The sequence below is a fragment of the Arthrobacter sp. NPDC058288 genome, from assembly GCF_042880995.1.
GTDB lineage: Bacteria > Actinomycetota > Actinomycetes > Actinomycetales > Micrococcaceae > Arthrobacter.
On the sequence record NZ_JBHVYH010000011.1, the window covers coordinates 50,275 to 63,573 of the forward strand.

Genomic DNA, 13,299 nt, shown 5'->3' on the forward strand with positions numbered 1-13,299 from the left:
TGTTCGGATGGTGGTGCAAGGTGATATCGGAGTTGCTTCAGCTCCGGAGCAGGGAGACAGTCTCCGCGATGCAGGCCGGTTTTTCGGAACCTTCCAACTCGACGAGGTGCTGGAACTGCAACTGCCGGCCGTGTGCCGTTTCGGTCACCGAGGCCAGTGTCAACCTGTCCCTGATTCGCGAGTTCACCCTGGCCGGCGCCGGAAACCTGACCCGGTTCAGGCCATAGTTGATGATCATCGCCGCCCCTTGGACCTGGTAGACCTGGCTGGCCAGATACGGCAGCATTGACAGGCTGAGATACCCATGGGCCACCGTGGCGCCGAACGGTCCAGCAGCGGCCCGCCCCGGATCGGTATGGATCCACTGCTGGTCCAGGGTGGCATCGGCAAAGGCCTGGATCTGGGATTGGTCCAAGGTGTGCCAGCCGCTCACCCCGATTTCCTGCCCTGTCATGTTTGCCAGCTCGGCGGCGTCCTCGAACAGTCTCATCTAAACCCTTTCCAGCAGCATGGCCACGCCTTGGCCCAGGCCGACGCACATTGTGGCCAGGCCTCGGGCGGCGTTTTCGCGCTCCATCCGGCCCAGCAGCGTAACGACGATACGGGATCCGGAGGAGCCCAGCGGATGTCCGAGGGCGATCGCGCCGCCGTCGTTGTTGACCGTGCCGGCATCCATCCCGAGCAGCCGCATGCAGGCCAGTGACTGCGCTGCAAAGGCCTCGTTGAGTTCGACCGCGCCTACGCTGTCCAGGCTCCAGCCTGCCTTGGCCAGCGCCTTCCGGGTGGCCGGGACCGGGCCGATGCCCATCACTTCCGGGGCGACTCCGGCGGCCTGGCTTGTGACAATGCGCGCCCGCGGCGTCAGGCCATAGCGTGCCACGGCTTCGCCGCTGGCGACCACGACTGCGGAGGCGCCGTCGTTGAGCGAACTGAAGTTGCCCGCGGTTACGATCCCGCCGGGCTTCACGATAGGCCGGAGGCCGGCCAGCGCGTCGGCGGTAGACCCGCGCCGGGGCCCCTCGTCGGTGTCCACGAGCGTTACTTCCCCGCGCCGGCCGGTGACCGGGACGGGGACGATTTCGTCACTGAAGCGTCCGGCGTCGATCGCGGCCACGGCCGCTTCGTGCGAGCGCAGCGCGAAGCTGTCCGCGTCGGCGCGGGAGATCCCTTCGCGGCTGGCCACTTCTTCAGCGGTTTCGGGCATCGATTGCCGGGCATTGGTGTCCATCCGCGGGTTCACGAAGCGCGCACCGATCGAGGTGTCCGCCAGCTCCCCAGGTTTGGCGAAGGCCTTCTCCGGCTTAGCCAGCACCCACGGAGCGCGGGTCATGGACTCGACGCCGCCAGCAACCACGAGGTCGGCGTCGCCGTTGCGCACCGACTGGGCCGCCATGCTGATGGCTGTCAGACCTGAGGCGCACAGCCGGTTGACCGTGACAGCGGGGACGGCGTCGGGCAGCCCGGCCAGCAGCACCGCCATTCGGGCAATGTTCCGGTTGTCCTCCCCGGCCTGGTTTACGCAGCCCAGGATGACCTCGTCAAGGCTGGCAGGATCGACGCCGGCCCGGGCCACGGCGGCCTGCAGAACGAGTGCGGCCAGATCGTCGGGCCGGATCGTGGCGAGAACGCCCCCGTGACGGCCCACCGGGGTGCGGACGCCGCCGACCAGGAATGCCTCGGGCATCAGCGGGCCCCGCCGTTGATGTAGAGCGTCTGGCCGGAGACGTAAGAGGAATCGTCGCCGGCGAAGAAGGCCACGGCGGCGGCCACTTCCTCCGGCTGGCCCACGCGGCCCAGCGGGGTGCGGGCTGCCACCGCCTCCTGGTGTTCAGCCGGGCTGCTGCCCACGCGCTCGGCCGTTGCCGCGGTCATCGAGGTGGCGATATAGCCGGGGGCCACGGCGTTCACTGTGATGTTGAAGGGGCCGAGTTCGATGGCGAGTGTCGCCGTGAGACCCTGGATGCCGGCCTTCGCGGCGGCATAGTTGGCCTGGCCCCGGTTGCCCAGCGCGCTGCGGCTGCTCAGCGAGACGATTTTCCCGTACTTCGCGGGCACCATGTACCGCTGGGCGGCACGGGAGCACAGGTAGGCGCTCGTGAGGTTGGTGGTCAGGACCGAGTCCCAGTCCGGCCGGTCCATCTTGAAGAACAGGTTGTCGCGGGTAATGCCCGCGTTGTTGACCAGGATGTCCAGCCTTCCGAACTCCCGGTGAATTTCATCGAAGACCCGGTCCACGGTCGCCTCATCCGTGACGTCGCAGCCGGCAGCGACGGCTCTACCGCCGGTCGCGAGCACCCGCGGGTGCTCCGAGATCCGCTGCGCAGTGTCCTTGGCACCGTCCTCGTTGAGGTCCAGGACGATGACGGTAGCGCCTCCGGTGGCCAGCTTCAGCGCAGTGGCGGCGCCGATGCCCTGCGCACCGCCGGTGACAACTGCCACCCGGTTGGTGAAATTGCTCATGGTGTTTCCTTTGCTTGCGTGGAATGTGACTGATGACTGTGTGGCGGCTGCCCGGCCCGGACCTAGCTGAAAGCGGAGAGGCCGGTGATCTCGCGGCCCACGAGGAGGGACTGGATGGAGTCGGTGCCCTCGTAAGTGGAGACGACTTCCATGTCGGTCATGTGCCGCGCGACGTGGTTCTCCAGTAGCACGCCGTTGCCGCCGAGCATGTCCCGCGCCTCGGAACAGATCCATCGCGCCTTCTGCGCCGTGTGCATCTTGGCCAGCGAGGCCATTGGTCCGGTCATCCGGCCGTCCTCAGCCAGGACGGCGAGCCGGAAACATATCAGTTGCATGGCCGTCAGTTCGGCGAGCATGTTGGCCAGTTTGTTCTGGACAAGCTGGAAGCTGCCGATCGGTTTGCCGAACTGTTGCCGGGTTTTCGCGTAGTCCACCGCGATCTCGTAGGCTGCCATGGCGTGGCCGAGGGATTCCCAGGACGCTCCGCTGCGAGTGGACGTGAGTACACGGGTGACGTCCTTGAAGGAGCGGCAGCCAGTGAGCCGGTTGTCCGCTGGCACCCTGAGGTTGTTGAGGGTGATGTCCGGCTGGAGAATCGCCCGCTTGCCGATCTTGCCGGTGATGACATCAGTGGAGTACCCGTCCGGATAGCTGCCGTCGTCGTTGCGCTCCATCACGAACGCCTTGACCTTGGCATCCTCTTCGTCCCGGGCGAAGATGATGACGACGTCGGCCATGCTGGCGTTGCCGATCCACCGCTTGCGGCCGGTGATGATGTAGCTGTCACCGTCCCGCCGGGCGCTGGTCTCCAGGGCCACGGAATCGGAACCGTGATCAGGTTCGGTCAGGGCGAAGGCGCCTATCTTATCCAGCGTCGCCATGGCGGGGAGCCAGCGCTGCTTTTGCTCTTCGCTGCCAAGCATGTTGATGGTTCCCATCGCCAGGCCGGACTGCACACCGAGGAAAGTGTTCACGGAACCGTCGCCGCGGGAGACTTCTGCGGCGACGATCCCTGCGGCAAGCCGGCTCAGGCCGGGGCAGCCGTAGCCGGTGATAGTGGTTCCCACGATGCCGAGGGCGGCGAGTTTGGGAATCATCTCGAACGGGAACTCGGCCCGTTCCCAGTAGCCGTTGATGACGGGCAGCAGGTCTTTGTCGACGAAGCTGCGGACCTTCAGCCGGAGGGCCCGGTCCTCAGCGGTGAGGAAATCGTCCATGAGGTAGAAGTCGGTGCCTTGTTCGGCCATGTGCGGTGTCATTGGGTCAGCTCCAGGGGTGTGTCATCGGGAATCTGCGGTTGACGGGGTTCCGTGCTTGCTTGCGTGGGCTGGTATTGGGCGAGCCAGCGGCGTTCGTGTTCCGCCAGCGGCCGTGCCGTGCCGGTCTCCGGCCAGACTGAAACAATCACGGTCCTGCCGTCCACGGCGACTGCGCCGTTCTGAGCGCCGCTGAATGCGAGGCTGAAGGAGCTGGTACCGATCCTGCTGACCGTGAGTTCAACGTCAAGGTCTTCGCCGTGGTGGACCGGCCTCCGATAGTTCAGTTCGAGGGCAGCCACCACCGTGGGGGTCGCTCCTGCGGAGCGGCTTCCCGGCAGGGTGGCCCGCCACTGGATCCTCGACTCCTCCAGCAGTGTCACGACGGCGGCATGATTGACGTGTCCATTGAGATCCTGATCCGACCATCGCGGGCGGATCCGGGTCCGGTATGCCTCAGGCATGGGCTAACGCCTTCTGGTGCAGCAGCCAGTTGCGGACCAACTCGGAGCTTTCGTTGAGCTCCGGTGGGGCCAGCGCATAGTCCACGGGAGTGCGGGAGTACTCGACCGGATGCCGCACCGTCGGAATCTTTCGCGACCCGCTGCCGGCCAACACCACCGGTTGCAGTCCCAGTTGTTCGGCGAACTCGATGCCGCCGCCTACGTCCTGGATCGGCGCGCACGGCAGCCCGGCGGCAGAGAGCTCGCTGAACCACCGCGCGGCGGACTGAGTGGCCAGCCGCGCGTGGAGGATGTCCCGGAGTTCATCACGGTGCGCATTGCGTTCTCGGGTCTTGGCGAACTTCGGGTCCCGGGCCACTTCAGGGATCGCCAGCGCCCCGCACAGCCGGACGAACTGGGCATCGTTACCGGTCGCGACGATGAGCATGCCGTCGCCTGTCTGCATCGGCGCGTACGGGTACATGCTGGGGTGCTCATTACCCATGCGGGTCGGCACCACGCCACCCGTGACGTATGCCGCGGACTGGTTTACCATGCCAGACAAAGCCGAGGACAGGAGGTTCAGCTCCACCAACTGGCCCTCGCCGGTCTGGTCTTTATGGTGCAGGGCTCCGAGGATGCCGATGGCCGCATGCAGGCCGGTAATGACGTCAAAGAGGGCGATGCCGGCCCGGTAAGGCTGCGTGTCCTGGTCCCCGGTCAGACTCATCATCCCCGAGGCGGCCTGCACAAGTAAGTCATATCCCGGAATGTGCGCACCGGCCCCGGTGCCGAACCCGGTGATGGAGGCATAGATTATATCCGGCTTCAGCTCCGCGGCGGCGGCATAGTCCAGACCCAGCCGCGCCATGTTGCCGGGCTTAAAGTTCTCGATCATCACGTCGGCGGAGCGGATGAGTGAACGCGCCACGTCCAAGTCCTGCGGATCTTTTAGGTCCAGGGCGATGGAGTGCTTGTTGCGGTTCACCGCCAGGAAGAAGGTGGCCTCGCCGTCTCGGACCGGGGGCATGTAGGTCCGGGTGTCGTCGCCGTCAAGGCCTTCGACCTTGATCACAGTGGCGCCCATGTCAGCCAAGAGCATGGTGGCGTAAGGGCCGGCCAAAACCCGGCTGAAATCCGCGACGACGACGCCGGCCAGGGGCCCGGTGCCTTCGCGGCCCAGGACGTCAACGCCTGGCCGGATTCCGCCTTCGGCAGGACGATTGGGCCCTTCAGCCGCCGCTTCACTGCTCGGTTGTGTCATTTAAATCCTCCGGTGTGTGGTCTGCATCACCACCTTTGCAAGCGGATTGATTCGCGTCCAATACGCATTAGGTGTGGGAGTGATACCCCACCGCCATCAATGCCTATTTCGCAGCGGTGGGTATCTTGGGCATATGAACAATGACGTTGACCTGAGCGGGAGCTGACCGGGGCCATGGAAATACAACAGATTCGCATCTTCCTCGCCCTGGCTGAGGAGTTGCACTTCGGCAGGGCCGCGCTCCGGCTCCACATGGCCCAGCCGCCCCTGAGCCGGTCCATCCAGCGACTGGAGCACGAACTTAAGGCGCCTCTCTTTATTCGGAGCACCCGGACGGTCCGGCTCACGCCGGAGGGGGAGGCGTTGCTGGCGCCGGCCCGAGACATACTGGAAGCCTGCCGCCGTTCGGCCCTCGCGGTCGCATCGGTGGGCCGCGGCGAAACCGGGCGGGTGCGGGTCGCTTTCGCCGGCGTGTCCTCACACGTGATGGTGGGCAAGCTCGCCAAGCGCGTCCGGGAGACGCATCCCGGAATCGATTTTGAACTGTCCAGCTCCAACTTCGCCCTGCCGGCCATGGACAAGGTCTTGAGCGGCGCCATGGAAGTAGGTCTGGGGCGATGGAACTTCATCCCGGCGGTCCTGGAGTCCCGGATCGTGGCCAGCGAGCGGCTGGTGGTGGCCCTGTATGACAACCATCCCCTGAGCGACCGCGCTTCACTGCACATGGCGGACCTTGCAGATCAGCCGTTCGTCACCCTGCCAGAGCACCCTGGGGCGATCCTCCACGACCATCTTCGGAGGCTGTCAAGCGCGGCCGGATTCGCCGCCGAAATTGTGCAGGTCGCCCCGGATTCCCACACGCTCATGGCACTCGTGGCGGCCGAAATCGGCGTTGCCCTGACGGTCTCGTCTGTCCCGGAAAACTTCAGCCACCCCGGGGTCACTTTCCTGCCATTGGACGACCCGGCCGATGTCATCCAGCTGCGACTGGTTTGGCGAAAAGACAACACCAGCCCGGCGCTGAGAGAGGTCCTTCGACTCTCGGAAGACGTCTTGCCGTCGCCGGGCAACGCCGCTTATTGATGCGTCCAGGACATCAGTGGTCGCAGAATACGGTATTGGATCTTACGCAATCCAGCTGGCACAGTGGTCGGAGATCGCCAGCCCTTAGAGCCAGCGCCGCCCCCAGCGGCCCAGCACATGCCAGGAGAACACACTGTGACCGTATCCGAAACCACCCTGGTGCACGACGACGTGCTGAACCTGGACAGCCTGCTCAGCCCGGCTGAGCTGCAACTGCGCAGCACTGTCCGGGAGTTTGTGAACGAACGCATCCGCCCCAATATCGCCGGCTGGTACGAGGATGCACACTTCCCCCTGGAACTCGTCCCCGAACTCGGGAACCTCGGGGTCCTTGGGATGCATCTGGAGGGCTACGGCTGCCCGGGCCGCAGCGCAGTCGAATACGGTCTCGCCGCAATGGAACTGGAAGCAGGGGACTCCGGACTCCGGACCTTCGTTAGCGTCCAGGGCTCCCTTGCTATGAGTGCCATCCACAAGTGGGGGTCCGAGGAGCAGAAGAAAGAGCACCTCCCGGCGATGGCTCGGGGAGAAAGGATCGGTTGCTTCGGGCTTACCGAACCTAGCGCCGGCTCCGACCCGTCCAGCATGGCTACCTTCGCGGTTCCCGACGGAAGCGGCGGCTGGGTCATCAACGGTGCCAAACGCTGGATTGGGCTTGCCTCTGTGGCCCAGATCGCGGTCATCTGGGCCAATACCAGTGAGGGCGTCCGCGGCTTCATCGTGCCCACGGACACGCCCGGTTTCACCGCGACACCCATCGGCTCGAAGCTGTCGATGCGTGCCTCCATCCAATGCGACATCACCCTGGACGACGTCCGGCTCCCGGGCGCGGCGCTGCTTCCGCGCGCCCGGGGGCTGAGCGGCCCGTTCTCCTGCCTCAACGAAGCCCGCTACGGCATCATCTGGGGTGCCATGGGTGCGGCAAGGGACTCATATGAAACCGCCCTCGCGTACTCGCAGGAGCGACTGCAGTTCGGCAAGCCCCTCTCCGGGTACCAGCTCACCCAGGAGAAGCTCGTCAATATGCTGCTGGAAATCCAGAAGGGCACGCTTCTTGCCCTGCACACCGGGCGGCTCAAGGACGCCGGCGCCTTGGAGCCGGTCCAGATCTCAGTCGGCAAGCTGAACAATGTCCGCGAGGCCATCGCCATCTGCCGGGAGGCCCGCACGCTCCTCGGCGGGAACGGCATCACGCTGGACTACTCGCCGCTTCGGCATGCCAACAACCTCGAATCCGTGCGCACCTATGAAGGCACGGACGAAGTCCATACGCTGATCCTGGGCCAACGCATCACGGGCATCTCTGCGTTCCGCCAAGGGTGACCGGCCGCGGCTGCTCTCAGCGGGGTACACATGGACCGCACGCGCAGTGTCGGTGTGACGGGTTATCACCAGGGGGCTGGTTGGGGCGTTGACGAGCGGCCTGGCGGCTAATGCGGCACCAGTTCATCGCCGTGGCTCCTGGGCCGGTGTCGGTCGCGCGAACTTGTTAAGAGTCCGGCGATGCCCCTGATGAGTCCGACCGTAAGTGTTTTCACTGCGAGGAGGACAATTCCAATGGCTCCCGTCACCAGCAATAGCAGGAGAAACAGGATCAGGATTGGCAGCAGTAGGACAACTATCCCCGCTATTGCTGCCATGTAAATGAGTGCGTACCCGGCAAGCGTGGTCGGATCCACTGGACTTCCTGTCGACAGCCGGATTATTTGCTCCGGTGCGTGCTGCCTGTTCCCGTTGCAGCCTGGGGTGGTGCGGTCTGGACGATATACGACGTCGGCCGCTTTGGGGGAGGCCGTCCGTGCAAGAAAGGGTGCCGCCCGCGTCGGGGTGGCACCCTTCCTCTCGGCGGCGGACTATTCCTTGAAGGCGTCCTTGACCTTCTCGCCGGCCTGCTTCAGATCGGCTTTCGCCTGGTCAGCCTGGCCTTCGGCCTTCAGGCCCGGATCGTTCCTGGCCTCGCCTGCCGCTTCCTTGCCTTTGCCGCCAAGCTTCTCGGCAGCATTGTCAATCTTGTCTCCCAGACCCATGGTGTTACTCCCTCCGGTGTGGTCGCCGCCGGCGATCCGCCAGCGGCCTACAACTTCATCGTAAACCCGATCAAGCCCAAATAGTAAGCATGCTGACTGGATTGCCGCGCACGTGCCGATGCAGCCTGGTTGCAACCTTCGAAGTCCTAGCATGGGGGCACGCTTTCAACCACGGTGCAGCGAAAGGTTAACCGAATGACGAGAATGTTGATTATCGGACCGCCCGGCTCCGGCAAGGGAACGCAGGCGGAGCGCATTTCGGAGCGCCTGGGCGTTGCTGCGATCTCCACGGGGGACATCTTCCGCGCCCATGTGAAGGGCGGGACGCCGCTTGGCATCGAAGCGCGGAAGTACATGGACGCCGGCGATTTCGTGCCGGACAGCGTCACCAATGAGATGGTGCGCAGCCGTCTCAGCCAGGACGACGTCGAAACCGGCTTCCTCCTGGACGGCTACCCCCGTACTGCCGCCCAGGTTGACCACCTCGACGGGGTGCTGGCCGCGCGAGAGCTGACGCTCGACGTCGTCCTGCAGTTGACCGCCGACGATGAGGAACTGGTCAAGCGTCTCCTGGGCCGCGCCGAGGACACCGGCCGGAGCGACGACAACGAAGCCGTCATCCGCCACCGGTTGGACCTGTACCACCGGCAGACCGAGCCCGTGGTGGCTGCGTATGGCAGGCGTGCCATTTTGGCCCGGGTCAACGGCATCGGCGGCATCGAGGAAGTCACCGCCAGGGTAATGGGCGCCATCGGGAACCCAAGCAGGGTCTCGGCAGCGAGCGACCGGTGATCCGGACCGGGAACCTTTCATAGCCGAGCACCCTGTCTTGTAGGGAAAGCGGCACCAAGCGCAAGCGGTCGACGGCGGGATTTCCCGCCGTCGACCGCTTGCGTTGCGCCTTGGGGCAGGCAGCGCGCCGCTACTACAGAATCACGATTAACCCTTGACGGTGTGATCTACGTCGCGTAGATTGTTCAACAGTTCGGATTGTTCAACGATCCAACGATCGCTCGAATTTCGACTCCCGCAGCCCCTCGCGGTAGCCGCGCACCTGCCCTAATGCCCCGCTTGCAACTCCGCGAGCCGGACAAAAGGCGCCCCAGCACCATCCGCCCGCACGCGGATGACATCCACACTTTTCATGGAGGATACACATGGCCACTCCATCAGTAATGGCCCCCGGTGACCCGAAACCCGTTATTGGGCGCAAGAGCATGTACAAGGCATTCGCGGCCAGCCTGACCGGAACGGCGCTGGAGTTCTACGACTTCGCCGTCTACTCGGCCGCGGCCGCGATCGTTTTCCCGTTGATCTTCTTCCCGGCCTCGGACCCGGTCACGGGCACACTGCTGGCTTTCTCCACGTACGCCGTAGGCTACATTTCCCGGCCGGTCGGCGGCATCATCTTCGGACGGCTCGGGGATGAGATCGGCCGCAAGAAGATCCTGGTCATCACGCTGATGCTTATCGGCGTGGCCACGTTCCTCATCGGCCTGCTGCCCACGTACGACAACATCGGTGTCATCGCCCCCGCCATCCTGGTCTTCCTCCGCTTCGCCCAGGGTGTGGGCGTCGGCGGCGAATGGGGTGGAGCAGTGCTGCTCTCCAGCGAATTCGGCGACCCCAACCGCCGCGGATTCTGGGCATCCGCCGCGCAGATCGGCCCGCCCGCCGGCAACCTGATGGCCAACGGCGCACTGGCCGTGCTGACCCTGACCCTGTCTGAGCAGGCCTTCCTCGACTACGGCTGGCGGATCGCGTTCCTCATCTCGGCGCTGCTGGTGGCCTTCGGGCTCTGGATCCGGCTCAAACTTGAGGACACCCCCATCTTCAAGGCCATGGAAGCCAGGGGAGACAAGCCCAAGGCCCCGATCCGGGAAGTCCTGACCACCCAGCGCCGGCCCCTCATCGCAGCCATGCTCAGCCGGATCGGCCCGGACGTCACCTACGCCTTGTGCACGGTCTTCACCCTCACCTACGGCATCCAGGAGCTCGGCTTCGACCGCGGACAGGTCCTGGTGGCTGTGCTCATCGGTTCAGCCCTCCAGCTCTTCACCATGCCGCTTGCCGGCGCGATCTCGGACCGCATCAACCGCCGGCTGGTCTACGGCATCGCAGCAGTGGCGGCCGCAGTGTGGGCGTACTTGTTCTTCATCGTCCTCGAAGGACGGTCCCCGGTCATGCTGATCGTGGGAACGGTCCTGGGCCTGCTCTGCCACTCGTTTATGTACGGGCCACAGGCAGCCTTCGTGGTTGAACAGTTCTCGCCGCGGCTCCGCTCCACCGGCAGTTCGCTGGCCTACACCTTCGCGGGCATCATCGGCGGCGCCATCGCACCCTTCATGTTCACGCTGCTGCTGAGCACTTTCCACAGCTGGGTCCCCGTTGCCATGTACCTCAGCGTCGCGTGCCTGTTGACCCTGGTGGGCCTGGCACTGGGGCGGGACTCCAACGTTGCCGAGGACGAGGAGTACCTGCAGTCCACGGTGGAACCCGCTGAGGCCGTGGCCCGATGAACCAGGCCACCGCCCTCCTGGCGCCCTCCGATGCACGCCTGAAATTCCGCAACGGCCTGGTCACTCCCACCTCCGGATGGAGCGACGGCTACACCCAGGCGAACCTGATTGCAGTCGCCGCCGACTACGCCGATGAATTCATCGAATTCTGCCGGCTCAACCCCAAGGCCTGCCCCGTCATCGACATCATTCCGGCGGGACGCCACGAAAGCGTCCTCGCCGCGGGGTCGGACATCCGCAGCGACATCCCCGCCTACCGCGTATGGGTGGACGGCGAACTTGCCGAAGAGGTTTCCGATGTGACATCGGTCTGGCGCGGGGACATGGTGGGCGTCCTCATCGGCTGCAGCTTCACCTTTGAAGCCGCTCTGGCCAGCGAGGGCATCCCGCTGCGGCACACCGAAACCGGCCGGAACGTGCCCATGTACCGCACGAACATTGAGTGCGCCCCTGCGGGACGCATCCACGGTCCGATGGTGGTCTCCATGCGTCCAATGCTGCCGGGTATGGTCGACACGGCCATCCGGGTGACGTCGGAAGTGCCGAAGGTCCACGGCGGTCCGGTTCACGTCGGATCTCCCGCAGACCTCGGCATCGCCGACATCAACCGCCCAGACTTTGGAGACCCGGTGGAGATCCTGCCGGGGGAAGTGCCGGTCTTCTGGGCCTGCGGCGTGACACCGCAGAGCGCCGTGATGGCATCCAGGCCTTCCTTTGCCATCAGCCACGCCCCCGGGCACATGTTCATCACAGATATTCCCGAGAGCAACTACCGGCAACCGGCAGGAGTGTCATTGTGAAGAAGAGGCTTCCCGTTGCCGAGGCACGGGCCCGCAGGATCATCAGCCTGACCGCACCGCGGCGCCAGGCCACAGGGACGCACTGCGAACTGACCGGCATCTGGCAGAGTCCGGCAGGAACAAGCGTCACGCTGTTCGAGGGCCAGCTCCTCCCGAGCGATGCCGGCCGGCCCTGCATCTGGACCTACGCTGGCCTCCCGGCCAGCAAAGCCGGATCCGGCGACGCCCGCCGCGCAGCGCCGGAGCGCCACAGGCTGTAAAGACACCAAACGGCAAGCGGACGACGACGGGACCTCCCGCCGTCGTCCGCTTGCGTTGCGTTGGGTGCGGGTCCGCTACGGCAGCCGCGACGCTCGCAGCAGTGAGGGCGTGCCGGCGCTTTCGGGGTCGAGGGGCACGGGGCTGACCAGCACAGCCGGGCCGCGGTGCAGGATGCCGCCTGAAACCACCTGGCAGCGTACGCCACCCCGCCCGCGCATGGCCTTGTGCGCGCCGGGAGCGAGCATCTGGTCCATCCAGGCGCAGGGCTGGGCGGGCCGCCCGGCCTTCAGCCGAACCAAATCCCCCCGCGATTCCAGCGCAAACTCCCCGCCCAGCAACGGCGACAGGTGGGCGCCCCTGAGGATGACGTTGCGCCGCGTCAGCAACGGGTCAAACGGCGCCGCCCCCAGCTCCGCGGCCATTGCCTCGAGTGCCTCAACGGCGAAAAGGGTGACGGCGGCATCCATGTGGGCGGCCTTGCCGAAGAACCTGTCGCCCACGATGCCCTTGCCGGCCACCATCTCCACCTGGTCGGCGTCGGCGGTCGGGACGTCAGCCGCCCCCTCGCGGGCGCGGCCAAAGTAGGCATGCGCCGGCGACACCAGAAGATGCAGGACCTCGACGTTGTACCTGTAGCTAGCGGTCATGCCTTAAAGCTATCCTCCACCGGAGGGCAGCCGCAGGGTGACAGCCCGCTGGCAAGTACTGACAGGCCCTCCCACAATGCCGAGCGGGCCAATAGCGTTGACGGCATGACTTCGGATGAACAGGACAGGGCGGAGATCCTGGAGAACTACCGTGCCCAGCTGGAGGCCATGACGGACGGCGACACCGAGGAATTGGGGGCGCTGCTCACAGAGGACTTCTCGTTGACGCACATGACGGGTTACTTCCAGCCCAAACAGGAATGGCTGGCCCAGATGCGCGCGGGGCAATTTGTCTACCACGATGCCCGGGAGAAGGACGTGTCCCTCCACATCGCCGGGGACACTGCCCGGCTGGTGGGCCGGATTATTACTGACGCGACTGTCTACGGTTCACGGGCCAAATGGCCGCTGCAACTCACCATGGATTTCGTCCGCGTGGGAGGCGAGTGGCTCGCGTCGCGCTCGGTGGCCACCACCTGGTAGGTCCGGGGCGGCATAAAGAAACGGCGAATGGATGACGGCGGGATGATCCCGCCGTC

Annotated in this window: 16 protein-coding genes; 7 read left to right on the plus strand and 9 right to left on the minus strand. The window is 65.3% G+C overall.

Translation table 11 applies throughout. From position 1 onward, the window contains the following. Window positions 1–37: 37 nt before the first annotated feature. The 6 genes from ACFVWT_RS21345 to ACFVWT_RS21370 all read right to left on the minus strand — a co-directional run bounded on the left by ACFVWT_RS21345 (window position 38) and on the right by ACFVWT_RS21370 (window position 5,423). Window positions 38–490 (minus strand): MaoC family dehydratase, encoded by a 453-nt coding sequence (locus tag ACFVWT_RS21345; RefSeq protein ID WP_390251442.1) that lies wholly within the window; start codon window positions 488–490, stop codon window positions 38–40. Beyond that, on the minus strand, window positions 491–1,684 hold the full coding sequence (locus ACFVWT_RS21350) for a thiolase family protein (protein ID WP_390251444.1): 1,194 nt from the start codon (window positions 1,682–1,684) through the stop codon (window positions 491–493). It lies immediately after the preceding gene. After that, complete coding sequence (gene fabG / locus ACFVWT_RS21355) at window positions 1,684–2,460, minus strand: 3-oxoacyl-ACP reductase FabG (protein ID WP_390251446.1); 777 nt, start codon at window positions 2,458–2,460, stop codon at window positions 1,684–1,686. Before fabG ends, ACFVWT_RS21350 begins: the two co-directional genes overlap by 1 nt. Before the next feature lie 62 nt (window positions 2,461–2,522). Then, a complete protein-coding gene (locus ACFVWT_RS21360; RefSeq protein WP_390251448.1) occupies window positions 2,523–3,719 on the minus strand; it encodes an acyl-CoA dehydrogenase family protein in 1,197 nt (398 codons plus the stop codon). Beyond that, window positions 3,716–4,180 (minus strand): acyl-CoA thioesterase, encoded by a 465-nt coding sequence (locus ACFVWT_RS21365; RefSeq protein WP_390251450.1) that lies wholly within the window; start codon window positions 4,178–4,180, stop codon window positions 3,716–3,718. Before ACFVWT_RS21365 ends, ACFVWT_RS21360 begins: the two co-directional genes overlap by 4 nt. Further along, window positions 4,173–5,423, minus strand: coding sequence for a CaiB/BaiF CoA transferase family protein (locus ACFVWT_RS21370; RefSeq protein ID WP_390251452.1), 1,251 nt, complete (start codon window positions 5,421–5,423; stop codon window positions 4,173–4,175). The genes ACFVWT_RS21365 and ACFVWT_RS21370 overlap by 8 nt, the downstream gene beginning before the upstream one ends. A 174-nt stretch (window positions 5,424–5,597) precedes the next feature. Between ACFVWT_RS21370 and ACFVWT_RS21375 the strand changes: the two genes are divergently transcribed. Together ACFVWT_RS21375 and ACFVWT_RS21380 are read left to right on the plus strand one after the other, a co-directional pair. Beyond that, window positions 5,598–6,506 carry a LysR substrate-binding domain-containing protein gene (locus tag ACFVWT_RS21375; RefSeq protein WP_209742352.1) on the plus strand — a complete coding sequence of 303 codons (909 nt, stop codon included), beginning with the start codon at window positions 5,598–5,600 and terminating at the stop codon, window positions 6,504–6,506. Between the two features lie 117 nt (window positions 6,507–6,623). Beyond that, window positions 6,624–7,829, plus strand: coding sequence for an acyl-CoA dehydrogenase family protein (locus tag ACFVWT_RS21380; RefSeq protein ID WP_390251454.1), 1,206 nt, complete (start codon window positions 6,624–6,626; stop codon window positions 7,827–7,829). Window positions 7,830–7,936: 107 nt separating this feature from the next. On the opposite strand, the gene ACFVWT_RS21385 is transcribed toward ACFVWT_RS21380, so the two are convergent. Further along, entirely contained in the window at window positions 7,937–8,185 is a 249-nt protein-coding gene (locus tag ACFVWT_RS21385; protein ID WP_390251456.1) for a hypothetical protein, read from the minus strand. 174 nt (window positions 8,186–8,359) lie between these two features. Beyond that, entirely contained in the window at window positions 8,360–8,533 is a 174-nt protein-coding gene (locus tag ACFVWT_RS21390) for a CsbD family protein (RefSeq protein ID WP_209742355.1), read from the minus strand. A 195-nt stretch (window positions 8,534–8,728) separates the two neighbouring features. Here ACFVWT_RS21390 and ACFVWT_RS21395 point away from each other — a divergent pair, with 195 nt between their 5' ends. The 4 genes from ACFVWT_RS21395 (at window position 8,729) to ACFVWT_RS21410 (ending at window position 12,112) form a co-directional block, all read left to right on the plus strand. Beyond that, entirely contained in the window at window positions 8,729–9,325 is a 597-nt protein-coding gene (locus tag ACFVWT_RS21395; RefSeq protein WP_390251458.1) for an adenylate kinase, read from the plus strand. Window positions 9,326–9,690: 365 nt separating this feature from the next. Further along, window positions 9,691–11,052 carry an MFS transporter gene (locus tag ACFVWT_RS21400; protein WP_390251460.1) on the plus strand — a complete coding sequence of 454 codons (1,362 nt, stop codon included), beginning with the start codon at window positions 9,691–9,693 and terminating at the stop codon, window positions 11,050–11,052. Then, window positions 11,049–11,852 (plus strand): putative hydro-lyase, encoded by an 804-nt coding sequence (locus tag ACFVWT_RS21405; RefSeq protein ID WP_390251462.1) that lies wholly within the window; start codon window positions 11,049–11,051, stop codon window positions 11,850–11,852. Before ACFVWT_RS21400 ends, ACFVWT_RS21405 begins: the two co-directional genes overlap by 4 nt. Next, window positions 11,849–12,112 carry a hypothetical protein gene (locus ACFVWT_RS21410; protein WP_390251464.1) on the plus strand — a complete coding sequence of 88 codons (264 nt, stop codon included), beginning with the start codon at window positions 11,849–11,851 and terminating at the stop codon, window positions 12,110–12,112. Before ACFVWT_RS21405 ends, ACFVWT_RS21410 begins: the two co-directional genes overlap by 4 nt. 75 nt (window positions 12,113–12,187) lie before the next feature. Here ACFVWT_RS21410 and ACFVWT_RS21415 read toward each other — a convergent pair whose 3' ends face one another. Next, the gene (locus tag ACFVWT_RS21415) at window positions 12,188–12,760 is read right to left on the minus strand and encodes an MOSC domain-containing protein (RefSeq protein WP_390251466.1); all 573 of its coding nucleotides are present in this window, start codon (window positions 12,758–12,760) and stop codon (window positions 12,188–12,190) included. Between the two features lie 105 nt (window positions 12,761–12,865). Here ACFVWT_RS21415 and ACFVWT_RS21420 point away from each other — a divergent pair, with 105 nt between their 5' ends. Then, window positions 12,866–13,243, plus strand: a complete 378-nt coding sequence (locus ACFVWT_RS21420) for a nuclear transport factor 2 family protein (protein ID WP_390251468.1) — start codon at window positions 12,866–12,868, stop codon at window positions 13,241–13,243. Window positions 13,244–13,299: the final 56 nt, after the last annotated feature.